At 60.4% G+C, this 24326-nt stretch carries 23 protein-coding genes and 1 pseudogene; 16 read left to right on the top strand and 8 right to left on the bottom strand.

Features of this window, described 5'->3' with window-relative positions:
• Nucleotides 1-49: 49 nt before the first annotated feature.
• From F8N62_RS10975 to F8N62_RS10955, 5 genes are all read left to right on the top strand, one after another.
• The gene (locus F8N62_RS10975) at nucleotides 50-1543 is read left to right on the top strand and encodes an aldehyde dehydrogenase (RefSeq protein ID WP_150711098.1); all 1494 of its coding nucleotides are present in this window, start codon (nucleotides 50-52) and stop codon (nucleotides 1541-1543) included.
• Between the two features lie 31 nt (nucleotides 1544-1574).
• Nucleotides 1575-2945, top strand: a complete 1371-nt coding sequence (locus tag F8N62_RS10970) for an aspartate aminotransferase family protein (protein ID WP_150710982.1) — start codon at nucleotides 1575-1577, stop codon at nucleotides 2943-2945.
• Nucleotides 2946-3496: 551 nt separating this feature from the next.
• A complete protein-coding gene (locus tag F8N62_RS10965; RefSeq protein WP_150710981.1) occupies nucleotides 3497-4483 on the top strand; it encodes an ABC transporter substrate-binding protein in 987 nt (328 codons plus the stop codon).
• 9 nt (nucleotides 4484-4492) lie between these two features.
• Entirely contained in the window at nucleotides 4493-5296 is an 804-nt protein-coding gene (locus tag F8N62_RS10960; RefSeq protein ID WP_150710980.1) for an ABC transporter permease, read from the top strand.
• Complete coding sequence (locus F8N62_RS10955) at nucleotides 5284-6120, top strand: ABC transporter ATP-binding protein (RefSeq protein WP_150710979.1); 837 nt, start codon at nucleotides 5284-5286, stop codon at nucleotides 6118-6120. The genes F8N62_RS10960 and F8N62_RS10955 overlap by 13 nt, the downstream gene beginning before the upstream one ends.
• A 136-nt stretch (nucleotides 6121-6256) precedes the next feature.
• On the opposite strand, the gene F8N62_RS10950 is transcribed toward F8N62_RS10955, so the two are convergent.
• The gene (locus tag F8N62_RS10950; RefSeq protein ID WP_150710978.1) at nucleotides 6257-7336 is read right to left on the bottom strand and encodes an endonuclease/exonuclease/phosphatase family protein; all 1080 of its coding nucleotides are present in this window, start codon (nucleotides 7334-7336) and stop codon (nucleotides 6257-6259) included.
• A 66-nt stretch (nucleotides 7337-7402) separates the two neighbouring features.
• Nucleotides 7403-8077 carry a YciC family protein gene (locus F8N62_RS10945; RefSeq protein ID WP_150711097.1) on the bottom strand — a complete coding sequence of 225 codons (675 nt, stop codon included), beginning with the start codon at nucleotides 8075-8077 and terminating at the stop codon, nucleotides 7403-7405.
• A 179-nt stretch (nucleotides 8078-8256) separates the two neighbouring features.
• Here F8N62_RS10945 and F8N62_RS10940 point away from each other — a divergent pair, with 179 nt between their 5' ends.
• The 3 genes from F8N62_RS10940 (at nucleotide 8257) to F8N62_RS10930 (ending at nucleotide 10252) form a co-directional block, all read left to right on the top strand.
• Nucleotides 8257-8934, top strand: a complete 678-nt coding sequence (locus F8N62_RS10940) for a DUF2076 domain-containing protein (RefSeq protein WP_150710977.1) — start codon at nucleotides 8257-8259, stop codon at nucleotides 8932-8934.
• Between the two features lie 204 nt (nucleotides 8935-9138).
• The gene (locus F8N62_RS10935) at nucleotides 9139-9618 is read left to right on the top strand and encodes an NYN domain-containing protein (protein ID WP_150710976.1); all 480 of its coding nucleotides are present in this window, start codon (nucleotides 9139-9141) and stop codon (nucleotides 9616-9618) included.
• A gap of 22 nt (nucleotides 9619-9640) precedes the next feature.
• Nucleotides 9641-10252, top strand: coding sequence for a PolC-type DNA polymerase III (locus tag F8N62_RS10930; RefSeq protein ID WP_150710975.1), 612 nt, complete (start codon nucleotides 9641-9643; stop codon nucleotides 10250-10252).
• Nucleotides 10253-10417: 165 nt separating this feature from the next.
• On the opposite strand, the gene F8N62_RS10925 is transcribed toward F8N62_RS10930, so the two are convergent.
• Nucleotides 10418-10870, bottom strand: a complete 453-nt coding sequence (locus F8N62_RS10925; RefSeq protein ID WP_150710974.1) for an Lrp/AsnC family transcriptional regulator — start codon at nucleotides 10868-10870, stop codon at nucleotides 10418-10420.
• 164 nt (nucleotides 10871-11034) lie between these two features.
• On the opposite strand from F8N62_RS10925, the gene yedA reads away from it, so the two are divergent.
• Together yedA and F8N62_RS10915 are read left to right on the top strand one after the other, a co-directional pair.
• Nucleotides 11035-11961: a drug/metabolite exporter YedA gene (yedA, locus tag F8N62_RS10920; protein WP_150710973.1), complete on the top strand. Its 927-nt coding sequence runs from the start codon at nucleotides 11035-11037 to the stop codon at nucleotides 11959-11961.
• Between the two features lie 78 nt (nucleotides 11962-12039).
• Nucleotides 12040-13374 carry a DEAD/DEAH box helicase gene (locus tag F8N62_RS10915; RefSeq protein ID WP_150710972.1) on the top strand — a complete coding sequence of 445 codons (1335 nt, stop codon included), beginning with the start codon at nucleotides 12040-12042 and terminating at the stop codon, nucleotides 13372-13374.
• Nucleotides 13375-13490: 116 nt separating this feature from the next.
• On the opposite strand, the gene F8N62_RS10910 is transcribed toward F8N62_RS10915, so the two are convergent.
• Both F8N62_RS10910 and F8N62_RS10900 read right to left on the bottom strand, forming a co-directional pair.
• Complete coding sequence (locus F8N62_RS10910) at nucleotides 13491-14732, bottom strand: TIGR03862 family flavoprotein (protein ID WP_150710971.1); 1242 nt, start codon at nucleotides 14730-14732, stop codon at nucleotides 13491-13493.
• Between the two features lie 280 nt (nucleotides 14733-15012).
• Nucleotides 15013-15933: a histone deacetylase gene (locus F8N62_RS10900; protein ID WP_150710970.1), complete on the bottom strand. Its 921-nt coding sequence runs from the start codon at nucleotides 15931-15933 to the stop codon at nucleotides 15013-15015.
• Nucleotides 15934-16007: 74 nt separating this feature from the next.
• Here F8N62_RS10900 and F8N62_RS10895 point away from each other — a divergent pair, with 74 nt between their 5' ends.
• The 3 genes from F8N62_RS10895 to F8N62_RS10885 all read left to right on the top strand — a co-directional run bounded on the left by F8N62_RS10895 (nucleotide 16008) and on the right by F8N62_RS10885 (nucleotide 18137).
• Nucleotides 16008-16577 carry a GNAT family N-acetyltransferase gene (locus tag F8N62_RS10895; protein ID WP_150710969.1) on the top strand — a complete coding sequence of 190 codons (570 nt, stop codon included), beginning with the start codon at nucleotides 16008-16010 and terminating at the stop codon, nucleotides 16575-16577.
• A gap of 106 nt (nucleotides 16578-16683) precedes the next feature.
• Nucleotides 16684-17553, top strand: coding sequence for an acyl-CoA thioesterase II (gene tesB / locus F8N62_RS10890; RefSeq protein ID WP_150710968.1), 870 nt, complete (start codon nucleotides 16684-16686; stop codon nucleotides 17551-17553).
• Complete coding sequence (locus F8N62_RS10885) at nucleotides 17550-18137, top strand: HAD family hydrolase (RefSeq protein WP_150710967.1); 588 nt, start codon at nucleotides 17550-17552, stop codon at nucleotides 18135-18137. Before tesB ends, F8N62_RS10885 begins: the two co-directional genes overlap by 4 nt.
• A 94-nt stretch (nucleotides 18138-18231) precedes the next feature.
• Here F8N62_RS10885 and F8N62_RS10880 read toward each other — a convergent pair whose 3' ends face one another.
• Together F8N62_RS10880 and F8N62_RS10875 are read right to left on the bottom strand one after the other, a co-directional pair.
• Nucleotides 18232-19188: an alpha/beta hydrolase gene (locus F8N62_RS10880; RefSeq protein WP_150710966.1), complete on the bottom strand. Its 957-nt coding sequence runs from the start codon at nucleotides 19186-19188 to the stop codon at nucleotides 18232-18234.
• A complete protein-coding gene (locus F8N62_RS10875; RefSeq protein ID WP_150710965.1) occupies nucleotides 19189-20082 on the bottom strand; it encodes a neutral zinc metallopeptidase in 894 nt (297 codons plus the stop codon). It lies immediately after the preceding gene.
• A 450-nt stretch (nucleotides 20083-20532) separates the two neighbouring features.
• Here F8N62_RS10875 and F8N62_RS10870 point away from each other — a divergent pair, with 450 nt between their 5' ends.
• From F8N62_RS10870 to F8N62_RS10860, 3 genes and pseudogenes are all read left to right on the top strand, one after another.
• The gene (locus tag F8N62_RS10870; RefSeq protein WP_150710964.1) at nucleotides 20533-21309 is read left to right on the top strand and encodes an IclR family transcriptional regulator; all 777 of its coding nucleotides are present in this window, start codon (nucleotides 20533-20535) and stop codon (nucleotides 21307-21309) included.
• Between the two features lie 58 nt (nucleotides 21310-21367).
• Nucleotides 21368-21489: pseudogene (locus F8N62_RS31850) on the top strand (sugar phosphate isomerase/epimerase); the annotation flags it as partial.
• A 124-nt stretch (nucleotides 21490-21613) separates the two neighbouring features.
• Nucleotides 21614-22492, top strand: coding sequence for a DMT family transporter (locus tag F8N62_RS10860; protein WP_150710963.1), 879 nt, complete (start codon nucleotides 21614-21616; stop codon nucleotides 22490-22492).
• A 123-nt stretch (nucleotides 22493-22615) separates the two neighbouring features.
• On the opposite strand, the gene F8N62_RS10850 is transcribed toward F8N62_RS10860, so the two are convergent.
• Complete coding sequence (locus tag F8N62_RS10850) at nucleotides 22616-23872, bottom strand: MFS transporter (protein ID WP_224791363.1); 1257 nt, start codon at nucleotides 23870-23872, stop codon at nucleotides 22616-22618.
• Nucleotides 23873-24326 lie beyond the last annotated feature (454 nt).

Raw genomic sequence — 24326 nt, 5'->3', positions numbered from 1 at the left:
GGCCTGGGCCACCATCCAGACACAAGAAAAGCCCATGGAGCATCTGAACGTGTTCGAGCTTGCATATTGGCAAAACAAAGCCGCTGCGCTGCAGCTTCCCGACCAAGCGCTGATCGACGGCAAACGGCGCTCGGCACAGTCCGGGCAGACCTTCGCCACGATCAACCCGGCCACCGGCCAGTGCCTGGCCAATGTCAGCGCGTGCGGCGAAGAAGACGTCGATGCCGCGGTTAGAAATGCGCGGCAGGTGTTCGAGGCGGGTACCTGGTCGGCGCGTTCGCCGGGTGAGCGCAAGCAGGTACTGCTGCGCCTCGCCGACCTGATCATGACCCATCGCGAAGAGCTGGCGCTGCTGGATTCGCTGAACATGGGCAAACCGGTGATGGACGCCTACAACATCGACGTACCGGGCGCCGCCGGGGTGTTTCGCTGGTACGCCGAAAGCCTCGACAAACTCTACGACCAGATCGCCCCCAGCGCGCAGAACGTGCTGGCGACCATCACCCGCGAAGCACTCGGTGTGGTCGCCGCCGTCGTGCCGTGGAACTTCCCGCTGGACATGGCCGCGTGGAAACTGGCGCCAGCGTTGGCCGCGGGAAATTCGGTGATTCTCAAACCCGCCGAGCAATCACCGTTTTCCGCCTTGCGGCTTGGCGAGCTCGCCCTTGAAGCCGGCCTGCCGGCAGGTGTGCTGAACGTGCTGCCGGGTCTCGGCGAGCAGACCGGCAAAGCCCTCGGTCTGCACCCGGACGTCGATTGCCTGGTGTTCACCGGCTCCACCGAAGTCGGTAAATATTTCATGCAGTACTCCGCGCAGTCGAACCTGAAACAGGTGTGGCTGGAATGCGGCGGCAAGAGCGCCAACCTGGTGTTCGCCGATTGCCAGGATCTGGATCTCGCCGCCGAGAAAGCCGCGTTCGGCATCTTCTTCAATCAGGGCGAAGTCTGCTCGGCCAATTCGCGGTTGCTGGTGCAGCGCTCGATCCATGATGAGTTCGTCGAGCGCCTCAAAGCGCAGGCCGAACGCTGGCTGCCGGGTGATCCGCTGGATCCGTCGAGCAGCGCCGGGGCGATCGTCGACAGCCGGCAGACCGCGCGCATCATGAAGTTTATCGAGCAAGCCGAACGCCAGGGGGCGACCAAAGTGTGTGGCGGTCGCCAGTCGATTTTCAACGGTTCCGACAACTTCATTCAGCCAACGATTTTCACAAACGTCAGCCCGGACATGCCGCTGTTTCGCGACGAAGTGTTCGGCCCGGTGCTGGCCGTCACGCCGTTCGATGACGAGGCACACGCCTTGCAACTGGCCAACGACAGCGTTTACGGTCTGGCCGCGTCGCTGTGGACCGACGACCTTAACCGCGCGCACCGCGTGGCCCGGCAATTGCGTGCGGGCACGGTGTCGGTCAACAGCGTCGATGCGCTCGACGTGACCGTTCCCTTCGGCGGCGGCAAACAGTCGGGTTTCGGCCGGGACCTGTCGCTGCATTCATTCGATAAATACACCCAGTTGAAGACCACCTGGTTTCAGCTGCGCGCATAACAGCCGCTCATAACAAAACGGAGAACTGGCGATGACCACACCACGTGAAACCCGCGACTACCAGGCCGCCGACGCTGCGCACCACATTCACGCATTCGTCGATCAGAAGGCGCTCAATGATGAAGGGCCGCGGGTGATGGTCCGAGGCGAGCGCCTGCACCTGTGGGACAACGACGGTCGGCGCTACCTCGATGGCATGTCCGGGCTGTGGTGCACCAACCTCGGTTACGGGCGCAAGGATCTGGCGGCCGCGGCCACCCGACAGCTCGAGCAACTGCCGTACTACAACATGTTTTTCCACACCACCCACCCGCAGGTGATCGAGCTGTCGGAGCTGCTGTTCAGCCTGTTGCCGGGTCACTACAGCCACGCGATCTACACCAACTCCGGCTCCGAGGCCAACGAGGTGCTGATCCGCACCGTGCGTCGTTACTGGACGATCCTCGGCAAGCCCGAGAAGAAAATCATGATCGGTCGCTGGAACGGTTATCACGGCTCGACGCTGGCGGCGACGGCGCTCGGCGGCATGAAGTTCATGCACGAAATGGGCGGCATGCTGCCCGACATCGAGCACATCGACGAGCCGTATTTTTTCGCCCACGAAGGCAACCTGACTCCGGCTGAATTTGGCCTGCGAGCGGCGCAGCAACTGGAAGCGAAAATCCTTGAACTGGGCGCGGACAAGGTCGCCGGGTTTATCGCCGAACCGTTCCAGGGTGCGGGCGGGATGATCTTTCCACCCGAAAGTTACTGGCCGGAAATCCAGCGGATCTGCCGCCAGTACGATGTGCTGTTGTGCGCCGACGAAGTGATCGGAGGTTTTGGTCGCACCGGCGAATGGTTCGCTCACGAGCACTTCGGTTTCGAGCCGGACACGCTGTCGATCGCCAAGGGTCTGACCTCCGGTTACATCCCCATGGGCGGGTTGATTCTGTCGAAGAAAATGGCTCGGGTATTGGTCGAGCAGGGCGGAGTGTTTGCCCACGGCCTGACCTATTCCGGGCACCCGGTGGCGGCGGCGGTGGCCATCGCCAACCTGAAAGCATTGCGCGATGAAGGGGTGGTGACGCGGGTCAAGGACGACATCGGGCCGTACCTGCAACAGTGCCTGCGCGAGGTGTTCGGCAATCACCCGTTGGTGGGGGATATACAGGGCGTCGGCATGGTCGCGGCGCTGCAACTGGCCGAGGACAAAAGCAGTCGCAAGCGCTTTGCCAACGAGAACGACATCGCCTGGCGTTGCCGCACGATCGGCTTTGAGGAAGGGGTGATTATTCGCTCGACGCTGGGGCGGATGATCATGGCGCCGGCGTTGATCGCCAGTCGCGAAGAGATTGATGAGTTGGTCGGCAAAACCTTGAAAGCGGTGGATCGGACGGCGCAGGAATACGGTCGGCTCTGATTTGAAAAGGGTCTGATCCTCAAAAGATCGCAGCCTTCGGCAGCTCCTACAGGAGATCGCATTCCAGCGTAGGAGCTGCCGAAGGCTGGCTCTGATTTGAAAAGGGTCTGATCCTCAAAAGATCGCAGCCTTCGGCAGCTCCTACAGGGGATCGCATTCCAGCGTAGGAGCTGCCGAAGGCCGGCTCTGATTTGAAAAGGGTCTGATCCTCAAAAGATCGCAGCCTTCGCAAGCTCCTACAGGGGATCGCACTCCAATGTAGGAGCTGCCGAAGGCTGCGATCTTTTGCTTTTTCCAGAGTTATGCACCGACCCCGTGCACCCCCGCCAACACCGCCCTTTTCCAGTGCGCACTACCCAGTTTTTTCATCACTCCCAACCACCTATTTCCTGATTTTCCTTCTCCCGGCCTTGGGTCAACATCGACCTCCCAGCCAGCCAAACGCTGCTCACAAAAAAGGTCCGACAGAGACCCCAAGTGGCAGCGCTGCTCCAGCGCTGCTGGCCGTACTGCCCATGACAAAACTAAATCAACAGCTTTGGGAGTGCTCCATGATCAAGTCCTTGCTTACCCGCGTTGCTCATCCACTGGCGGTCACCGCCATCGCCGTGTCGGTCGCCACCAGCGCCCAGGCCGGCACCCTGTCCATCGGCCACACCACGTGGGTCGGATACGGCACCCTCTACCTGGCCCAGGACCTGGGTTACTTCAAGGAAAACGGTCTGACCGTCGAATTGCCCGTCGTCGAAGAGGCCTCGATGTACATGGCCGCGCAAGCTTCCGGCGAATTGTCCGGCTCGGCGTCGACCATCGACGAAATCCTCAAGTACCGTCCGCAATTCTGCTTCAAGGCGGTAGCCGCACTCGACGACAGCCACGGTGGCGACGGTGTGCTGGTGGGCAAGGACGTCAAGAGTCTGCAAGAGCTGAAGGGCAAGGCTGTCGCGGTGAATGAAGGTTCGACCTCGCAGTTCTGGCTGTCCTACTTGCTGAAAAAACACGGCATGAGCATGAGCGACATCACCGTGCAGAACATGACCGCCGACGACGCCGCCACTGCGTTTATCGCCGGCCGCGTGCCCGCCGCCGTGACGTGGGAACCGCACCTGTCCATGGTGCGCGACAAGCAGCAAGGCAAGGTGCTGATCGACAGCAGCAGCACGCCGGGCGTGATCGTCGACGTGGTCGCGCTCAACTGCACAGTCATCGAAAAACAACCGGAAGACGTCAAGGCGCTGGTCGCCGGTTTGTACAAAGCCGTGCAGTACACCAAGGACCATCCGCAGGAAGCCTACAAAATCATGGCCAAGGGCGTCGGTGGTTACCTTGCCGATCCGAAGGAACTGGAAGCTGCCGCGCAAGGCGTGCGCTTCTACGATCAGGCCATGAGCGAAAAACTCCTCGGTTCGCCGGGCAAGCCGGGCGACAGCGCGCCGTTGATCAAACTGGCCAATGAAACCGCCAGTGAATTGCAGGGCAAACCCTACAACGTCAGCAATGACGACCTGATCGACAACCGCTTCGTCAGCCCGCTGTAGGAGGTTCGCATGTTCAAGCGCAATTCATGGCTGAGCCGCTGCATCACGCCCAAGACCGGCCTGCCGGTGTCGGTGATCTGGAGCGCGAGCGGTCTGGCCTGGGTTTTACTGGTGGGCTTGTGGGCCGGTTTGTCTTACGGCGGCGTGGTGCCCGGCATGTTCCTGCCGACGCCGGGCGCGGTAGTTGAAGCCGCCGTGCGCCTGAGCCGCGACGGCACCCTCGGTTTGCACGTGTGGGCCAGTCTCGAAGTGGTGATGGTTGGTTTCATTATCTCGTCGCTGGTGGCAGTGCCGCTGGGGTTGCTGATGGGCAGCTTCCGCATCGTCCAGGCGTTCCTCGAACCCATGGTGAATTTCATCCGTTACCTGCCGGTGACCTCGTTTGTGCCGCTGTTCATTCTGTGGATCGGCATCGGTCTGGAGCAGCGAGTCTCGGTGATCATCTTCGGCGTGTTCTTCCAGCAACTGGTGATGATCGCTGACGTGTCCAAGGGCATCTCCAAGGACCTGATCAACGCGTCTTACACACTGGGTTCCACCCGCCGCGATGCGGTGCTGCATGTGATCGCGCCGGCGTCGTTGCCGGGTGTGCTCGACACTTTGCGCGTGACTATGGGCTGGGCCTGGACGTACCTGGTGGTCGCCGAACTGGTCGCTGCCTCCAGTGGCCTCGGTTACTTGAGCCTTAAAGCCATGCGCGGCTTTCAGGTGGATGTGATTTTCCTCGCCATCGCGATCATCGGCCTGCTGGGTCTGATCACCGATCAACTGTTCCGCTTCCTTCGTCTGAGGATTGCCGCATGGGCTCAGTAACCGCCGTCAACCCACGATTAGTCACTCCGATGGCGACCCCGACGCACGCCGCACCGCGCCTGCAGGTGGACAAGGTCAGCCTGCGTTATCAGAAGCCCGACGGCGGCGTATTCACCGCCCTGGACCAGGTGTCGTTTGAAGTGCCGGATCAGCAATTCGCGGTGCTGGTCGGCCCATCAGGTTGCGGCAAGTCGAGTTTGCTGTACCTCACCGCCGGATTGAACGAGCCCACACAAGGCGAGATCTACGTCGGCGGCCAGCAAGTGCAGGGCCCCGGCGCGGATCGCGGAATGGTCTTCCAGAGCTACACGCTGTTTCCGTGGCTGACGGTGCGGCAGAACGTCGAGTTCGGGCTGAAGCGGCGCGGCATGGCGGCGGCGCAACGCAAGGAAATCGTCGATTACTACGTCAATGAAGTGGGCCTGACCGGGTTCGCCGACAACTACGCCAAACAGCTGTCCGGCGGGATGATGCAGCGCGTGGCGATTGCCCGGGCGTTGGCCAACGATCCGCAGATCCTGCTGATGGACGAACCTTTCGGCGCCCTCGACAGCCAGACGCGCCTGCAAATGCAGCAGCTGTTATTGCGGGTCTGGGGCAACAGCAAAAAGACTGTGCTGTTCGTCACTCACGATATCGACGAGGCGATACTGCTCGGCGACCGGGTTTACGTAATGGGCGCGCGACCGGGGAGGATCAAGCAGATCCTGGACGTGCCGATCGAACGGCCACGGACCCTGGACATGGTCATGGAGCGCTCGTTTATCGAGATGAAGCGCGATATTTTCGGGTTGTTGCATGATGATTTGGAGGAAGTGCATTGAGCCGATTTCCAATCGGACACAACCCCTGTGGGAGCGAGCTTGCTCGCGATGAGGCCATCACATGCAACATCTTTGTTGACCGACAGTCCGCCATCGCGGGCAAGCCCGCTCCCACAGGTTTTGTATTTATCCGTCGTTACGGCGCTGCCGGTAGAAGAAACCGTGCAATCACCGGCAAATGATCGGAGATTCGCAAGGTATCGTCCTGGCGCACCATCGCCTCGACCCGCTTGATCCGCGGGCTATAAAACAGGTAGTCCACCGTTCGGTCCGGGCCGTTCAACCCCGGGTCGTTCGGGTAGTGGGTCAGCCACTGCGCCCGATCGACACCGCTGGCTTCATTGTTGGTCGGGATCATCGGGTACTTGTCCCACAACAGGTGCAACGCGCTGTCGGCGGAGTAGGGCGTGCGCTGTTCGGCAGGCAGGCGTCGGTATTGCCCCAGCGGCAGCAGGTTGAAGTCCCCGCCGATCAGCCACGGCGTGCCACGGCTTTCGTACTTGTCGAGGATTTTCGCCACGGCCGCCACTTGGGTTTGCAGCGTTTCGTCCGATTGGCTGGCGCGGTCCAGATGGGTATTGAACACCGCCATCTGACCGCCGTCGCTCAACGGCAGGTACGTCACCAGCAACGCGTTTTTCGGTTCGAACTGACGGCTGATGAAATTGGCGGGGGCGATCGGCAGTTGCACCCGTTCGGCGTGTTCGATCTCGAAGCGACTGAGGGTCGCCAGTTGCCGGCCGACGCTGCCGACAATGTGCGGAAGCGGGACGAAATCGGCTTTCCAGTCGAAGGCGCGAGCGCTGCACGGGTACAGGTCGGCAACCCGTTCCTGGAGCAGTTTGAACTGGTTTTGGTATTCGCTGGCCTTGGCGCCGTCATCCAGTTCCTGCAGCAGCACGATGTCTGGCTGCTCGTCACGGATCACCCGCGTCACTTCATCGAGGCTGAAGGCCATGTCTGCGGCGGTCGGATGTTCGTCGTTGCCGGCCGCCAGGTCATTCCAGAACACATAGCGTTTACCCGCCAGGTACTGAACGTTCCACGTCATCACTTTCAGTGCCTGACCGGGCACCAGAGTGGGCGCTTCGGCGTTGCAACTGACCGGTAACGTTTCCTTGGCTTCAGGGCGCCAGGTCAGGTTGTAGATCAGCAACGTCATCAGGCCGATGGCAATCAACAGGCTCAGCAGGGTGTAGCGCAGTAGTCGGGTCATGGCTCGGCTTATAGCGTTACAAAAGATGGCCCCGAGCATAACCGAGCGCGGGGCCGAAGCCCATGGTCAGAGCGGCCGGTCGAGTTTCTCGGGAACGTCGCTGATCAGCATGAACAAACGGAACAGCACCACGCTGGTAAACAGCTGCAAAAAGCTCTGGGCGCTGTCGATCAGCAAGGAAATCACCGGGTTCTGCGGCTCCGGATACACCTGCACAGTCAGGCCCTTGAGCACCCACAGCGGGCCCATGACACACAAAATGCACACCAGAATTCGCAGGAAATGGCCACGGGTCAGGCGCAAGCTTTCCTTCATCGCCGCCAGCGGAGCGAGGCCGCGCAGCACCAGCAGGTATTCGCCGAACGCCAGGGTCACCATCAACCAGATGCCCGGCAGGAAATACAGCGACAGGCCCAGCAGGATCAACAGGGTGTTGAGCGCAGTGAGCAGGGCAAAGCGCGGCCACAGGTACGCGGACCTCGCCAGCAGATCGCGGTTGCGCGGGGTTTCGCCACGACTGCGCGCATCGAGAAACAGGATCAGCGCGGCGGTGTACAGCGGATACACCAGCAACCCGACGATCACGCTGATGCCGGGAAAACTGTCCGGTGGGGTGGAATGGTCGACCACCTGTTGCAGCAGCGCTTCGAAAATCACCAGCGGCAGGCACAGCCGCACGATCTGGCCCAGATTGAGCTTGAAGAAATACACAGAGTCACGCAGCACATCGAACGGATTCATCAGTCGGGGATCGCAGGTCATATTCAGTAACTCACTGTAACCGATGATGTACCGCTTGGAGCAAACGTAAGTGTTCGGTAAAGGTCATTGAAACAACTTGTTTCAGGCTTCATTAAGGTTGAGCGCCTTATCCTCAGTGGAGCAGGACGACGATTTTTCCGGCAATCCAAGAGGTCGCGATGAACAGCGAAGAACAAACCCTGATCGATGGACTGTTTTCCCGGCTGCAACAGGCCGAAACGGACGCAGCCCCGCGCGACGCCCAGGCCGAGGCGCGAATCAAGGAGCATCTGACTCGTCAACCGGCGGCGGGTTACTTCATGACCCAGGCGATTCTGGTGCAGGAGGCGGCGATCAAGAGCCTCGACGCCCAGAACAAGCAAATGGCTCAGCAAGTCCAGCAATTGCAGGGCGAGCTGCGAGCGGCCAAGGCGCAGCCAGCGGCTCCGGCGTCGGGCGGCGGTGGTTTTCTGTCGAGCATTTTCGGTGGCAGTTCCCGTGACGCGCCGACCGCCAATGGCGGCTGGCGTGAACCGGGGCGGCCTTCGTTCAATTCGCAGCCGCCGCAGCAGGGCTTCGGTTCCAGTGCCCCGCAGCAGAATTACACGCCTCAACAACCGGCCGGCGGTGGTTTCCTCGGTGGCGCGCTGAAAACCGCAGCGGGTGTGGCGGGGGGTGTGATGCTGGCACAGGGCATCAGCAGCCTGTTTCACCATGATCAGGCGCCTGAAGTGGTTGAAGTCATCAAGGAAGAACCGGCTGCGGACAACCCCGCAGGTCAGGACGATTACGCCGGCACTGATTACAGCGATGACAGCTCATCGTTCTTTGGCGGTGACGACGATTCTTTCGTCTGACCCCTGTGGCGAGGGAGCTTGCTCCCGCTGGACTGCGCAGCAGGCCCCTAGAGTTTGAAAATAAGAGGGGCTGCTTCGCACCCCAGCGGGAGCAAGCTCCCTCGCCACATGGCCGATTATTCGCGGAACAATCCTTCAGGCTGGCATACTGGGCGACTTTTCGGGCCCGGTGCCTGATCCCGCCTGCGCGAAAGAGGATGCACGGTGAAAAAAATTGCAGTGTTCGCCGATGTGCAAAACCTCTATTACACCGTGCGTCAGGCGTACGGTTGCCACTTCAACTACGCCGCGTTGTGGGCTGATATCAGCAAACAAGGGCAGATTGTCGAGGCCTACGCCTACGCGATCGACCGTGGCGACAGCAAACAGCAACAGTTCCAGCAAATCCTGCGCAACCTCGGTTTCACCGTGAAACTCAAGCCCTACATCCAGCGCAGCGATGGCTCCGCCAAGGGCGATTGGGACGTGGGCATCACCCTCGACATCATGGACGCGGCCGACCACGTTGACGAAGTGGTGCTGGCTTCCGGCGACGGCGATTTCGACATGCTGCTGGAACGCATCATCGCCAAGCACGGCGTGCAAGCGGTGGCTTATGGGGTGCCGGGCCTGACGGCCAACTCGCTGATCCGCGCCGCCAGCCGCTATGTGCCAATCGAAGGCACGTTGCTGCTCAAGAATTGATTTTTACGGAGTTGAAAAGGGTTTGGAACGCATAGCAGTCATCGACTTTGAAACCACCGGGATCTCCCCGAGCAGCAGCTGCCGGGCCACGGAAATTGCCGTGGTCATCCTTGAACAGGGGCGCATCGTCGAGCGTTACCAAAGCCTGATGAACGCCGGCGTGCGCGTTCCGGCCTTCATCGAACAACTGACCGGCATCAGCAACGCCATGCTGCGCACTGCGCCAACGGCGGAGCGGGTGATGAATGAGGTCAATGAATTCGTTGGCTGCACGCCCTTGCTTGCGCACAACGCCGCGTTCGACCAGAAGTTCTGGGACTTCGAACTCGGGCGGATCAAACGCACGCGTTTGCAGAACTTTGCCTGCTCGCTGTTGCTTGCCCGCCGGCTGATGCCCGCTGCGCCGAATCACAAGCTAGGCACGCTCACCACCTTCGCCCAACTGCCGCACACCGGAAAGGCTCACCGGGCCATGGCTGATGCCGAGATGGCGGCCAACCTGACGGCGCATCTGGCGCAGGAATTGCGGCAAAAGCACGGGTTGCGCGAGTTGTCGCATGATCTGCTGGTCAGCCTGCAGAAAGTCCCGGCGGCGAAGATCAACGAGCACCTCAAGCGCCATCGCGGGTTCTGAGCGACGCGCAGATTTCTGGACCCTGTAGGAGCTGTCGAGTAAAACGAGGCTGCGATCTGTTGACTTAAAAGACCAAGATCAAAAGATCGCAGCCTCGTTTCACTCGACAGCTCCTACGGCTCCTACGGCTCCTACGGCTCCTACGGTTCCTACGGTGCGTGAGCGCTATTTGCCGTTCCCTTCCAGCTGCCCCAACGGCACGCGCTTTTCGATGGCGCTCGACAGAACAATCGAGGTCTTGCTGAACCCGAACTTGGCGATCCGGTTGATCAACTCTTCCAGCTCCGGCATCGAACCCACCGCAGCCTGCATGATCACGCAGGGATCACCCGTGACCCGGTGGCACTCCGTCAGTTGCGGGATTTTGATCAGGTCGTCGTAGGCTTTTTGGTTACCGTGCTGATTCAGGCGCAGTTCGATCACGCATTGAATCGGCAAGCCCAGCTTGGCCATGTCGACTTTCGCCTGGTAACCGGTGATCACTCCGCTGGCTTCGAGTTTGGCCACGCGCTCGGCGACGGCCGGGGCGGACAGGTTGACCTTGCGCGCGAGGTCGGCGTAGGACGCACGACCATTTTCCAGCAGGGCGCCGAGGAGCATGCGGTCGTATTTGTCCATGGTCGGTTTCCTGAAAAATGACTGACTTTCGAAAGCACGGTTTATAGCGGCGAACTCCGTGATTTGAAAAGTGTACCGGCGCGATAAACAGGTTTTGTAACTTATTTTCTACGGTGGGCCTTTCTAGAATAGCGGTTCACTTGTCTTGCCTGCGAGCTGCCCCGATGCCTGGCCCACGTCGCTTTCCCTTGCCATTGATCGCTGCCTTCTTCGCGTTGTACGTGATTTGGGGCTCGACTTACCTGGTGATCCGCATCGGCGTGGAATACTGGCCGCCCTTGCTGCTCGCCGGGGTCCGCTTCGTGATTGCCGGGACGTTGATGTACGCCTTCCTGCGCTGGCGCGGGGCGCCGGCACCGACTTGGGCGCAGTGGAAGGCTGCGGGCATGATCGGGATTCTGCTGCTGGCGTGCGGCAATGGCGGGGTCAGTGTGGCGGAACACACCGGTGTGGCTTCGGGTGTGGCGGCACTGGCCGTGGCGACCGTGCCGCTGTTTACCTTGCTGTTCGGCTATTTCTGGGGCGCGCGTAATACCCGTCTCGAATGGGCCGGGATTGCGCTCGGGCTGATCGGCATCGCCATGCTCAACCTCGGTTCCAACCTGCAATCGAGCCCGCTGGGCGCGATGTTGCTGATATTCGCGGCGGCGGCCTGGGCGTTTGGTTCGGTGTGGAGCAAACACTTGCCACTGCCCCAAGGCGCGATGGCCAGCGCCGTGGAAATGCTGGTAGGCGGCGTGGCGCTGCTGACCGGCAGTGCGTTGAGCGGTGAGCACCTACAGGCGATGCCGCCCATCGAGGGTTGGTTGGCGCTCGCGTATCTGACGTTCTTCGGTTCGATCATCGCGTTTAACGCTTATATGTACCTGTTGAAAAACGTACGTCCGGCGGCAGCCACCAGTTATGCGTACGTCAACCCGGCGGTGGCAGTGTTGCTGGGGATTGTGTTTGTCGGCGAGACCATCGGCATCGAAGAAGCATTGGCGATGTTGGTGATCATCAGTGCCGTGGTGTTGATCGGTTTGCCGCAGTGGCGCCGGGCGCCCGTACGACCTGCTGCCGTGGTGCAAACAGAATCGAGTGTGAATTAGGGTAAACTGCGCGCCATTGCATCTTGTTCTGCACACTTGTATTGAATAACCCGCGCTGAATTTTCCTACGGTAATCCCATGACTTTCGCCACCCTTGGCCTGATCGAACCCTTGCTGCGCTCTCTCGAGACGCTCGGCTACCAGACTCCGACGCCGGTTCAGGCGCAAGCCATTCCGGCAGTGCTGGCCGGTCGCGACCTGATGGCCGCCGCCCAGACCGGCACCGGCAAAACCGCCGGTTTCGCGCTGCCGCTCCTGCAATTGCTGGCCATGGAAGGGCCGAAAGTCAGCGCCAACTCGGTGCGCGCACTGATCCTGGTGCCGACCCGCGAGCTCGCGGAGCAGGTTCACGAAGCCGTGCGCCAGTACGCCGAAAACCTGCCGTTGAGCACTTATGCGGTGTACGGCGGCGTCAGTATCAACCCGCAAATGATGAAGCTGCGCAAAGGCGTCGACGTGCTGGTGGCGACGCCGGGCCGTTTGCTCGACCTGTTCCGCCAGAACGCGCTCAAGTTCAACCAGTTGCAAACACTGGTGCTGGACGAAGCCGACCGCATGCTTGACCTGGGCTTTTCCGAGGAGCTGGGGAACATTTACCGCGTGCTGCCGAAGAAACGTCAGACGCTGCTGTTCTCCGCGACCTTCTCCGATGCGATTCGCCTGCTGGCCGGGCAGATGCTCAACGACCCGCTGAGCATTGAAGTCAGCCCGCGCAACGTCGCTGCCAGCACTGTTAAACAGTGGGTGGTGACGGTGGACAAGAAGCGCAAGCCGGAATTGTTCATCCATCTGTTGCGCAAGGGCAAATGGAAACAGGTCCTGGTGTTCGCCAAGACCCGTAACGGCGTGGACGCGCTGGTGGAAAAACTCCAGGGCCTGGGCATCAACGCCGACGGCATTCATGGCGATAAACCACAAGCCACTCGTCAACGTGCGCTGGACCGATTCAAGGCCAGCGAGGTGCAGATTCTGGTGGCCACCGACGTCGCGGCGCGTGGTCTGGATATCGAGGATTTGCCGCTGGTGGTCAACTTCGACCTGCCCATCGTGGCGGAGGACTACATCCACCGGATCGGTCGTACCGGCCGGGCGGGCGCGACAGGGCAGGCTATTTCGCTGGTGTGCGCCGATGAGGTGAATCTGCTGTCAGCCATTGAGATGTTGACCCGTCAGACCTTGCCTCGGCAGATGGAGCATGACTTCGAGCCTGAACACCGTGTGCCGGATACCGATGCCAGCGGTCAGGTGGTGACGAAGCCGAAAAAACCGAAGAAGCCGAAGACCTCGAGTGGCGGCAAGCGCAATTTGGGTAAATGGGTCGAGAGCGGGGATGCTTCGGCGCCGGAGCCTTCGATCAAGCCTGTGCGTAAGGTGCCGGTGTTTAATACTGGGCCGCGTAAGAAGAAACCTTGATTAGCTGCTGCGTTCGTTAAGACCCCATCGCGAGCAGGCTCGCTCCCACATTGGATCTGTGTCGGTCACAAATCCCCTGTGGGAGCAAGCTTGCTCGCGATGGGCGCACCTCGGTCTCAACCGTGGCGCTTCAACCACTCCACCATCCCCAACCCCGCCGCACGCCCGCTGGCGAAACACGCGGTCAGCAAATAGCCGCCCGTCGGCGCTTCCCAATCCAGCATCTCACCCGCGCAAAACACGCCAGGCAGTTGCTTGAGCATCAGACGTTCATCCATCGCCTCGAACATCACGCCACCGGCGCTGCTGATGGCTTCGTCCAGTGGACGGGTTTTCACCAGCGTCAGTGGCAACGCCTTGATCGCTTTGGCCAGCAACGCCGGATTGGCAAAGTATTCTGCCGGTGTCAGTTCGCGCAACAAGGCTGCTTTCACGCCATCAATTCCGAGCTGACTGTGCAGATGCTTCGACATCGAACGCGACCCGCGCGGTTTGCTGAGTGCCGCCTGAATTTTATCCACAGGCCGGCCCGGCAACAGGTCCAGATGAATCGTCGCCGAGCCATGTTGGTGGATGGCCTCACGGATCGGCGCCGACAGCGCGTAGATCAAACTGCCTTCGACCCCGGTCGCGGTCATCACACACTCCCCGAGTCGCGGAACATCGTCATTCAGGCCGATGGCGATATTTTTCAGCGGCGATCCCGCGAATTTGCTGACCATCAATTCGCTCCAGGCCTGCACCTCGAAGCCGCAATTACTCGGTTGCAACGGCGCCAGTCCTACACCGCGTTGTTCGAGCGGCAGCATCCATGCGCCATCCGAACCGAGGCGCGACCAACTGCCGCCGCCGAGGGCCAACAGGGTTGCGTCGGGCGTCAGGTTTTTTTCACCTTCGGGGCTCGATACTTTCAGACTTCCATCAGCATTCCAGCCCAGCCAACGGTGGCGGGTGTGGATAACGACTCCGGCCTCTCGCAGGCGTTTGAGCCAGGCGCGCAACAGGGGCGCGGCTTTCATGTCGGTGGGGAATACCCTTCCGGAGCTGCCGACAAAGGTTTCGATGCCCAGACCATGAATCCACTGGCACAGCGCCTCGGCGCCAAAGGAGCGCAGCAGCGGTGCAATCTGCGGTGCGCGTACGGCGTAGCGTGAGAGAAATGCCGGGTAGGCTTCGGAATGGGTGATGTTCATGCCTCCGACGCCTGCCAGGAGAAATTTCCTTCCTACAGAAGGCATGCCGTCGTACAGGTCGACTCTGATTCCGGCCTGGCTCAACACTTCGGCCGCCATCAGGCCGGCGGGGCCGCCACCGATGATGGCGACTTGAGGGGGGAGTGGAGTCGAGGGCTGGGTCATGATGAGCGCTGCGGTGTGGCGAAATAGCCGCGCATTCTAGCAGTACGCGATACCTGTGGGAGCGGGCTTGCCCGCGATAGCGGACTGTCAGTCAACAAAGATGCCGAATGTGCCGGCCTCATCGCGGGCAAGCCCGCTCCCACAGGGATTGTTGTGGGCTCAAGAAGCTGATCAATAAACAACCACCTCTTTACAGGCCAGACGCAACATAGCCTGTAGACCCTTTCACTCAGGTTATCCACAGGCAGTTCCACAGGCATTGTGGGTAAAGACTCACACCTCAATGACAACCTGATGACGTCCACACCCGCTGCGCGCTGTGATGCAGGATTCCATGCCGCCGCGCCAAGGCCTTGCGGTCCTTGCTGTAGCCACCACCAATCACCCCGACCACCGGGATGTCCCGCCCCAGACAATGGCGCATCACGCTTTCATCTCGCGCGGCCACGCCTTCGTCTGTCAGCTTGAGGTAACCGAGTGCGTCGTCTTTATGCACATCAACCCCGGCGTCGTACAACACCAGATCCGGCTGGTAGAGCGGCAGCAAGTAATTCAGTGCGTCGTCCACCACCTTCAGGTACTCGGCATCGCCCATGCCTTTGGGCAAGGGGATGTCCCAGTCACTTTCGGCCTTGCGTGCAGGAAAGTTCTTTTCGCAGTGCAGGGAAACGGTCACCGCGTCCGGGGTGTTGTGCAGAATCCGTGCAGTCCCGTCGCCCTGATGCACGTCGCAATCAAATATCAGCACCCGATTCACACGGCCACTTTCCAGCAGGTAATGGCTGATCACCGCCAGGTCATTGAAGATGCAGAACCCGGCGGGATAGTCGTAATGCGCGTGATGCGTGCCACCCGCCAGGTGACAGGCCAGTCCGTGTTCCAGCGCCTGCTCAGCGGCCAGCAACGAACCACCGACTGCTCGCACCGTGCGCCGGGCCAGTGCTTCGCTCCAGGGCAGGCCCAGGCGCCGCTGGTCTTCGCGGGACAACTCTCCGCTCATGTAGCGTTCGATATACGCAGCGTCATGCGCGAGGGCGAGAATGTCGGCCGGACAGAGTGCCGGGCGCAGCAGGTCGACGTCTCGGGTCAGCCCACTGTCCACCAGGTGATCGCGCAGCAGGCGAAACTTGTCCATCGGAAAGCGGTGATCCGCCGGGAAGTCGGGGCTGTAGTCTTCGTGGTAGATCAACGGCAGCGGCATGATGAATTCAGGCAGGAATGAAGGAAGGATCCTACCAGCGATGTAGACTTGCGGCATGGAAACGGAGGGGCGTGATGGAGCCGATACTGCAACTCGAGAGCGCGCGACTGTTGTTACGGCAGTGGCGGGATGAGGATTTGCCGGCGTTTGCGGCGATGTGCGCCGATCCGCAGGTGATGCGCTATTTCCCGGCGCCCTTGAGTCGGCTGGAAAGTGCGTCGCTGATCGGTCGTGTCCGCGGGCATTTTGCCGAGCACGGTTTCGGCCTCTGGGCACTGGAGCGCAAGGACACCGGCGCTTTTATCGGTTTTACCGGGCTCGGTGTGGTCGGTTTCGACGCGCCCTTTACTCCGGCCATCGAGATCGGCTGGCGTCTGGCCCGTGAGCACTGGGGGCTGGGTTACGCCAGTGAAGCGGCGTGGACCGCTCTGCGCTGCGGGTTTGACCGGCTGGGGCTGACGGAGGTCGTAGCCTTCACCACTCAAACCAACACGCCTTCCGAAAAAGTCATGCAGGCTATCGGCATGCACCATGATTCAGCCGATGACTTCGAGCACCCCAGGCTCGCGGTCGATCATCCGCTGCGTCACCATGTGTTGTACCGCATCACCCGTGAACAATGGCTGCAAACCTTGCATGGATAAGCCGGCGCGGACGTTTACAATGGCCCCAATGATGGCCCTGGCCGGAAAATGAATCGACCGCCGCAGCCAAGACTGCGCGGCATAGCGTTGTGTGAGGAGAGCCTGAATGAGCCAAGTGTTGGATGATCTGGTCGATTTGCTGACCCTGGAACCGATCGAAGAAAACCTGTTCCGTGGTCGCAGTCAGGACCTGGGTTTTCGTCAGTTGTTCGGCGGTCAGGTAATCGGTCAGTCTTTGTCGGCGGCCAGTCAGACGGTCGAAGAGGCGCGCCATGTGCATTCGATGCACGGCTACTTTTTGCGTCCCGGCGATTCCGCGTTGCCTGTGGTCTATCAGGTCGATCGGGTGCGCGATGGCGGCAGTTTCAGCACGCGTCGGGTGACGGCGATCCAGAAGGGCAACCCGATTTTCACCTGCAGCGCCTCGTTCCAGTACGACGAAAAAGGCTTTGAGCATCAAGCCGAGATGCCGACGGTGGTCGGACCGGAAAACCTGCCGTCAGAGCTGGAGCTCACCCAACAGCGTGCGCACTTGATTCCCGAGCACCTGCGCGAAAAATTTCTGTGCCCGAAACCGATCGAATTCCGACCGATCACCGAGAAAGATCCCTACAACCCGAAGCCGTCCGATCCGATCAAGTACGCCTGGTTTCGCGCCGACGGTGCCTTGGCTGATTCGCCGGCGCTGCATAAATACCTGCTGGCCTACGCCTCGGATTTCGGTCTGCTGACCACGTCGATGCAGCCTCATGGCAAGTCGGTCTGGCAAAAGGACATGCAGGTGGCCAGCCTCGATCATGCGCTATGGTTCCACGCCGACTTGCGCGCTGACGACTGGTTGCTCTACGCAATGGACAGCCCGTGGGCCGGCAACTCCCGTGGCTTCACTCGCGGCAGCGTGTTTAACCGCGCCGGACAACTGGTGGCGTCGGTCACTCAGGAAGGCCTGATTCGTCACCGCAAGGATTGGGCATGAGCCTGGCCGAGGTGCGGCACTGGGTGTTCGACATGGACGGCACGCTGACGGTGGCCGTGCATGACTTCGCGGCGATCCGCGTGGCGCTGGCGATCCCTGCCGATGACGACATCCTGACCCACCTCGCGGCGTTGCCCGCCGACGAAGCGGCGGCTAAACATGCGTGGCTGCTGGAGCACGAGCGGGATCTGGCCCGGGGTTCAAAACCGGCACCGGGCGCCGTCGAGTTGGTGCGTGAATTGGCAGGGCGCGGTTATCGCCTGGGCATTCTTACGCGCAATGCGCGAGAACTGGCGCACGTCACGCTGGCGGCCATTGGCCTGGCTGACTGCTTCGACGAGGCGGACGTGTTGGGGCGTGATGAAGCGCCGCCCAAGCCGCATCCCGGCGGTCTGCTGAAACTGGCCGCCGCCTGGAATGTGCCGGCGAGCGAGATGGTGATGGTCGGTGATTACCGGTTTGATCTGGACTGCGGGCGGGCAGCGGGGACGCGGACGGTGTTGGTAAATCTGCCAGATAATCCCTGGCCTGAGCTGACGGATTGGCATGCGGCGGATTGCGCGGCATTGCGGGAAATGCTTTAGCTTGAATTTTACAATCAAAAGATCGCAGCCTTCGGCAGCTCCTACAGGTGTATTCGATTCCACTGTAGGAGCTGCCGAAGGCTGCGATCTTTTTCTATTGGAACAACGCTTTCTGCCCCTCCGGTGACGTGAACATCCCATCCCCGTTATGCCCGACCCCGGGCACTTCGATCAGTTGCTGATTTAACCCCTGCGGGTGCCCGCGCTTTAAATAATCAAAGTAATTGCGCCCGCGGTTCAGTCGATTGGCGCCTTGGGCTTTCGCTTCACAGCTTTTATCCAGAGCCGGGTGATTCGGGTCGATGTCCTGCTGCCCCAGCAGATAAACGACGTCACGCTGGACGTAGTTTGCCTCCAGTTGCGCAGGCGTTTGTCCTTCGGCATACGCCGGTAAATCTGTCAGACCATACTTCCAGCGATCAAAACCGGGGCAACCGGCGTGACTGAACGCCACCGGTCGCCGCTCGTCGAAGTAGGCGTATGAAGACGGGTTGGCGATGACATAGCGTACGTGCACGTTGGCCGCTTTCAGCTCCGGCTGATCCTGACTCAACAACGCATAGCGCTGGACCACCTGAGCACCACCGGAGTGGCCCGCGATGACGACATCCTTTACATCCGGAAATTGTCGACGATCACCGAGTCGGGCGATGATCTGGTCGAGCGCAGCAAAGGAACTCAGCGCAAACGGCGCGGTGGAAACACCGCCGGCCATCCAGTCATCGCCCTGCCAGCGCAGGACTGTTTCAGCGACTGGATGCAGTGCCACGTCGGTTTCATTGAGGAATTGTGGGGCGATCACCAGGGTGCTTGAGGCCTGCCCGACTTGTTCGGCTGCCTTTTCGGCGCTCTGGAGGTAGGTTTCAGCGTTGCGCAATCGACCATGAATGATGATCAGCACCCGCTCGATTTTCGCCGGCGCCGGGCCGATGCCCACCGCCATTTCACCTTCTTTCAATAACAGTCTGCCGGGGCTCAGTTCCTTGACTCCCTGCTCGGCGGCCTGGGTACTTGCGCAGGCGAACAACAGAACCAACAGCCACTTATTCATTTACAGATTTTTCGCCGCAAAGGTATCGCACTGGCTTACCTGGCCTTGCGCAAATCCGGTTTTGAACCAGCGCACCCTTTGCGCTGACGTACCATGGGTAAACGAGTCCGGCACCACACGGCCCTGACCTTTCTGCTGCAAACGGTCATCGCCGATGGCGTTGGCGGCATTCAGGGCTTCTTCGATGTCGCCCGGTTCCAGCCAGTTCAGGCGCTGCTGTGCATTGTTGGCCCAGACACCGGCCAGGCAATCCGCCTGCAACTCCTGACGCACCAGCAAACCACCGTCGCCTTCCATTTGCCGGCCTTGTTGGCGAGCGGTCTGAATTTTCGCCGAGACGCCGAGCAAGGTCTGCACGTGGTGTCCGACTTCGTGAGCGATCACGTAGGCCTGAGCGAAGTCACCTGCCGCGGAAAAACGCTGGGACATTTCCTGGAAGAAACTGGTGTCCAGGTAAACCTTCTGGTCCGCCGGGCAATAGAACGGGCCGGTCGCCGAAGTGGCCAGGCCGCATGCCGAATTCACCCGGTTGCTGAACAGCACCAGGGTCGGGTTTTTATATTGCCGACCGGCTTGCTGGAAAATCTGGCCCCAGGTGTCTTCGGTGTCGCCGAGGATCGAACGGACGAATTCCGCCCCTTCATCATTGGCCGGTGGCGCCTTGCGGGTTTGCGTCGAGGCCGGGGCCGATTGTTCGCTCATCTGCCCGGTCAACTGCCCGAGGATCTGCATCGGATCCTGGCCGGTGATCCAGCCGATACCGACGATCAGAACGATTGCCGTCAGGCTCAGACCCTTGCCGCCACCAAAACGCATCCCGCCACCGCCACCGCCGACATCATCACCACGGGCGTCGACCACGTTGTCGCTGCGTCGGCCTTTTTTCCATAGCATGTGGGAATCCTCTGATTATCCGTGGGGATGAGTGTTGCTGGTGAGTGAGAGCGGCGCCAGTCCGGTCGTCCGGCTTTTTTCGCCCAAGGCCGCATTCCCGGCCACCCTGAGTGGTCACCGGGGGCAATGCAGACTTGTATTGAACATGGATACCTCATCGAATTCCGTCAGACGATGGGTTTTTATCGAGTGGGCGAATGCCTGACTGGCGATTTACGCCAGCGGCAAGGGAATCGTCCGAGAGATACCCAGACAGTAGCGCCGTTGCGGCCGCCGTTGTATAAAGCTCCAGTGCGATTTTTTTAGAATTGGATTCCAAAAAATATAGAGCGCATCAGGCGCTCGCAAGCGTCCTCTGCTTAAAACGGGCGGTTATCGGACGATGAGTTCCAGATTTCGCATTCCGCTGTTTGTCTTCTAGAATCGACCAAATTTCAGGCGGAATCTTCCATGGCCGGCAGTCAGATCGAACGTGTTTTCAGCGTGCTCGAAAGTCTTACCAGTGACCCTCGGGGCCTGCCGATGCAGACGCTGGCGGAGCAACTGGACATCCCGAAAAGCGCTACTCATCGATTGCTCTCCGAACTGATTCGGCTGGGTTACGTGCGGCAGAATCCGGATAACCTGCGCTATCACTTGTCGACCAGGCTGGTGGCCATGGGTTTCCGTTATCTGGCGAGCAGCGGCGCCGATATCGTGCAACCGGTACTCGATCGCCTGGCGCAGGAAACCGGCGAGTTGGTGCGTCTTGGGGTCATCGAAGGCGAGCGCCAAACCTGGATCGCCAAATCCCAGGGCGCCCGTGCCGGCTTGCGTTACGACCCGGACATGGGACGAGATGCGCCGTTGTTTTACACCGCCTCGGGGCATGCGTGGCTCGCGTGCATGAGCGATGCCGAAGCGTTGTCGCTGGTGGAGCGTCAGGCCGGGGAGCCGCCAAAAGACCTGGGCCCGAATGCTCCGCGTTCGAACATTGAACTGCTCGAGCGCCTGCGCCTGGCGCGAGAACAGGGCTATGCCTGGGTCGAGGAGAGTTCGGCAGTGGGCACGTCGGCGATTGCGGCGGTAGTACGCCATCCGCGCGACGGGCGAGTCATTGGTGTGCTGAGCATTGCCGGCCCGAGTGCGCGGATGCCGGGGGCTCGGCTGCATGAGTTGGCGCCGCTGTTGTTGAAGTTTGCCGAGGAGTTGTCGTCGGCGAGTCTGGCGTCGGAGTTGTTTGATTAAAGATCAACAGATCGCAGCCTGCGGCAGCTCCTACGGGGTTTGGCAGGGATGCGATCTTAACGGCGCGGTGTTGGTGGACGCCTTTCATTTCGACCGTTCGGCATCGAACCTGGAAGATCTGGCCAAGGTTGCCCCGTCACGGTTACGGTATGCGAGTTGTGCGATGTGGCAGGTCCACGGCGTGGCGAGGGAGCTTGCTCCCGCTTGGCCGCACAGCGGTCGTCGATGATCCTGCGCCCGAGCGCGGACCGGTCCGCGGGAGCAAGCTCCCTCGCCCCATTTTTATTAGATTTCGAGGCCGTGAATGACCGTCAGCACCCCCCTCTCAGGTGTAAACCAACCCTTCAAAGGGATTTTGCTGATCGTCGTCGCGACTTTCCTGTTTTCCAGTCACGACGCCTTGTCGAAGTACCTCTCGGGTTTCTACCCCATCGTCATGGTGGTCTGGGCGCGCTATGTGGTTCACACCTTACTGATGGCGGGGATTTTTCTGCCGCAGTCCGGGCTGCGAGTCCTACGCACAAAACGGCCGTTGCTGCAGTTGCTGAGGGCGCTGTGCCTGCTGGGCACCAGCCTGTTTTTCACCACCGGCCTGCAATACATCCCGCTGGCCGAAGCCACGGCAGTCAACTTTCTTGCGCCGGTTCTGGTCACCGCGCTGTCGGTGCCGCTGCTGCGTGAGCGCGTCACCCGGGGCCAATGGATTGCGGTCATTTGCGGTTTTGTCGGGGTGTTGATCATCGTCCATCCCGGCGGCGATCTGTTCACGCCAGCGGTATTACTGCCGCTGTGCTCAGCGCTGTTTTTCTGCTTCTATCAATTGCTCACCCGCAAGCTCAGCAACATTGACAGCCCGACCACCAGCAACTTCTTCGCCGGGCTGTGCAACACCTTGGTGATGAGCGCGCTGGTGCCGTTCTTCTGGCAAGTGCCGAGTCTGGGGCATGGATTGATGATGGTGGCGCTGGGCGCCTGCGGGATGACGGCGCATTTGTTCCTGACTCAGGCGTTTCGTCACGCGGCCCCCGCATTGCTGGCACCGTTCGGTTATTGCCAGATTGTCTTTGCCGGGTTGCTGGGCTGGTTGCTGTTTTCCCACACGCCGACGATCACCACCGTGGTCGGGATCGCGGTGATTTGCTGCAGCGGGTTAGCGGCGGCGTGGCAACAGAGTAGAAAATAGGTCGTTGATGAAAGACCTGTGGGAGCGAGCTTGCTCGCGATGGCGGAATATCATTCAACATCAGAATTGACTGAACGATCGCTATCGCGAGCAAGCTCGCTCCCACAAGTATGTGCCGGCCGTTTACTCGGTAACGGTGGGAATCTTGCGCGGTGCCATGAAGTACATCCAGATCAGTGCAATGAAGTACATCGCCGGAATCATGGTGAACAGCACGGTGTAGTTGTTATTGGTGATGGTCAGAATGTGGCCGACCAACTGGGTCATGAACATTCCGCCGATGGCCGCGCACATACCGCCGAAGCCAAACACCGTACTCATCATGTGTTTAGGCGTGTAGTCCATCACCAGGCTCCAGATGTTTGCGGTCCAGGCCTGGTGTGCGCCGATGGCCAGGGAGATGGCAAACACCGCGACCCACAGGCTGCTCGAACCGGCGGCCATGACGACGCCGACGATGCAGCAGGCGAACAGGAACATCGACATCAGTCGCGCCTTGATCGGGTTGACCCCACGGCCGATCAGGAACGAAGAGAGAATGCCGCCGCCGACGCTGCCGAAGTCGGCCGTCAGGTAGATGATGATCAGCGGGATACCCATCTGGGTCACGTTGATCCCCAGGTTGTATTGTTGATTGAGGAACGGCGGCAGCCAGTACAGATAGAACCAGAACACCGGCGCTGTGATCGAGTAGGCGAGGGCGAAGGCCCAGGTGCCACGCATGCGCAGGATTTTCGAGAACGGTACGCGGGATTGTTCCGGTTCGACTTCCTTCTGGATGTAGTCCAGTTCCGATTGTTTCACGCTCGGGTGTTCTTCCGGGTTGTAGTACTTCAGCCCCCAGAACAACAGCCAGATCCCGCCCAAAGCAGCCATGCACAGGAACGCGGCCTGCCAGCCCCACACGTGCAGAATCAGCGGCAACAGCATTGGCGTGAACATCGCACCAACGTTGGTGCCGGCGTTGAAGATGCCGGTGGCCACGGCGCGCTCGCCGGCGGGGAACCACAACCGCGTGGTTTTCACGCAGGCCGGGTAGTTGGCGGCTTCGGTCAACCCGAGGATGAAGCGGCAGACCATGAAACCGACTGCTGACGTGGCCAGGCCGTGGGCGCCTGTCGCCAGGCTCCAGAGCAACACGGCGCAGAAGAACACGCGTTTCACACCGACCCGATCGATCAACCGGCCTTGCAGCACAAACCCGATGGCGTAGCCGACCTGGAACCAGAAGTTGATGTTGGCGTAGTCCATCGCCGTCCAGCTCATTTCCTTGGCGAGGATGGGCTGCATGACGCCCAGCGCGGCGCGGTCGATGTAGTTCAGGGTGGTGGCGAAAAACACCAGTGCCAGCATGCCCCAACGGGTTTTGCCGACGGCCATGGCGCCACGAATTTTATCGCCGATACCGCCGGCGGCAGGAGTGATGGAAGATCGCTCCACGGGAGAGCTTTGGGAAGGAGTCATGTAGGCCACCGATTATTTTTATGTGGTGTTCTGAGTCTTGGGTCACCGAGACCGATGGTTGTGACCGGAATCAATGTGTAGTGGATGGTGGGCAGTGGACGAAAAATCGTCAATTCGCCAATGGCCATTGTGTTCGATAATCGCACGCAAAACTAACCGGGTAGTACACTTTGAATTGCTGTACTGGATCTTGCAGCCAATAATTCACGTCAAGAAAAACGCGATCCAGGGGACGAACGCTGTTCCGTGTAGGAGCGAGCTTGCTCGCGATGGTCTTAAGGATTACGCGTGTTTTCTGGCCAAACGCGGCGCTCTTGAGTCCCTCGCGAGCAAGCTCGCTCCCGATGGTCTTAAGGATTACGCGTGTTTT

The organism is Pseudomonas fluorescens (assembly GCF_902497785.1).
Classification (GTDB): domain Bacteria; phylum Pseudomonadota; class Gammaproteobacteria; order Pseudomonadales; family Pseudomonadaceae; genus Aquipseudomonas; species Aquipseudomonas fluorescens_BO.
The sequence above is the reverse complement of the archived record's forward strand: the minus strand, read 5'-3'. Positions and strand labels throughout refer to the sequence as shown.

Coding starts and splice junctions, on each gene's coding strand:
- F8N62_RS10970 (WP_150710982.1), top strand. CDS start 1,575: ATGACCACACCACGTGAAACCCGCGACTACCAGGCCGCCGACGCTGCG.
- F8N62_RS10965 (WP_150710981.1), top strand. CDS start 3,497: ATGATCAAGTCCTTGCTTACCCGCGTTGCTCATCCACTGGCGGTCACC.
- F8N62_RS10960 (WP_150710980.1), top strand. CDS start 4,493: ATGTTCAAGCGCAATTCATGGCTGAGCCGCTGCATCACGCCCAAGACC.
- F8N62_RS10955 (WP_150710979.1), top strand. CDS start 5,284: ATGGGCTCAGTAACCGCCGTCAACCCACGATTAGTCACTCCGATGGCG.
- F8N62_RS10950 (WP_150710978.1), bottom strand. CDS start 7,336: ATGACCCGACTACTGCGCTACACCCTGCTGAGCCTGTTGATTGCCATC.
- F8N62_RS10945 (WP_150711097.1), bottom strand. CDS start 8,077: ATGAATCCGTTCGATGTGCTGCGTGACTCTGTGTATTTCTTCAAGCTC.
- F8N62_RS10940 (WP_150710977.1), top strand. CDS start 8,257: ATGAACAGCGAAGAACAAACCCTGATCGATGGACTGTTTTCCCGGCTG.
- F8N62_RS10925 (WP_150710974.1), bottom strand. CDS start 10,870: ATGGACAAATACGACCGCATGCTCCTCGGCGCCCTGCTGGAAAATGGT.
- yedA (WP_150710973.1), top strand. CDS start 11,035: ATGCCTGGCCCACGTCGCTTTCCCTTGCCATTGATCGCTGCCTTCTTC.
- F8N62_RS10915 (WP_150710972.1), top strand. CDS start 12,040: ATGACTTTCGCCACCCTTGGCCTGATCGAACCCTTGCTGCGCTCTCTC.
- F8N62_RS10910 (WP_150710971.1), bottom strand. CDS start 14,732: ATGACCCAGCCCTCGACTCCACTCCCCCCTCAAGTCGCCATCATCGGT.
- F8N62_RS10900 (WP_150710970.1), bottom strand. CDS start 15,933: ATGCCGCTGCCGTTGATCTACCACGAAGACTACAGCCCCGACTTCCCG.
- F8N62_RS10895 (WP_150710969.1), top strand. CDS start 16,008: ATGGAGCCGATACTGCAACTCGAGAGCGCGCGACTGTTGTTACGGCAG.
- tesB (WP_150710968.1), top strand. CDS start 16,684: ATGAGCCAAGTGTTGGATGATCTGGTCGATTTGCTGACCCTGGAACCG.
- F8N62_RS10885 (WP_150710967.1), top strand. CDS start 17,550: ATGAGCCTGGCCGAGGTGCGGCACTGGGTGTTCGACATGGACGGCACG.
- F8N62_RS10880 (WP_150710966.1), bottom strand. CDS start 19,188: ATGAATAAGTGGCTGTTGGTTCTGTTGTTCGCCTGCGCAAGTACCCAG.
- F8N62_RS10875 (WP_150710965.1), bottom strand. CDS start 20,082: ATGCTATGGAAAAAAGGCCGACGCAGCGACAACGTGGTCGACGCCCGT.
- F8N62_RS10870 (WP_150710964.1), top strand. CDS start 20,533: ATGGCCGGCAGTCAGATCGAACGTGTTTTCAGCGTGCTCGAAAGTCTT.
- F8N62_RS10860 (WP_150710963.1), top strand. CDS start 21,614: ATGACCGTCAGCACCCCCCTCTCAGGTGTAAACCAACCCTTCAAAGGG.
- F8N62_RS10850 (WP_224791363.1), bottom strand. CDS start 23,872: ATGGCCGTCGGCAAAACCCGTTGGGGCATGCTGGCACTGGTGTTTTTC.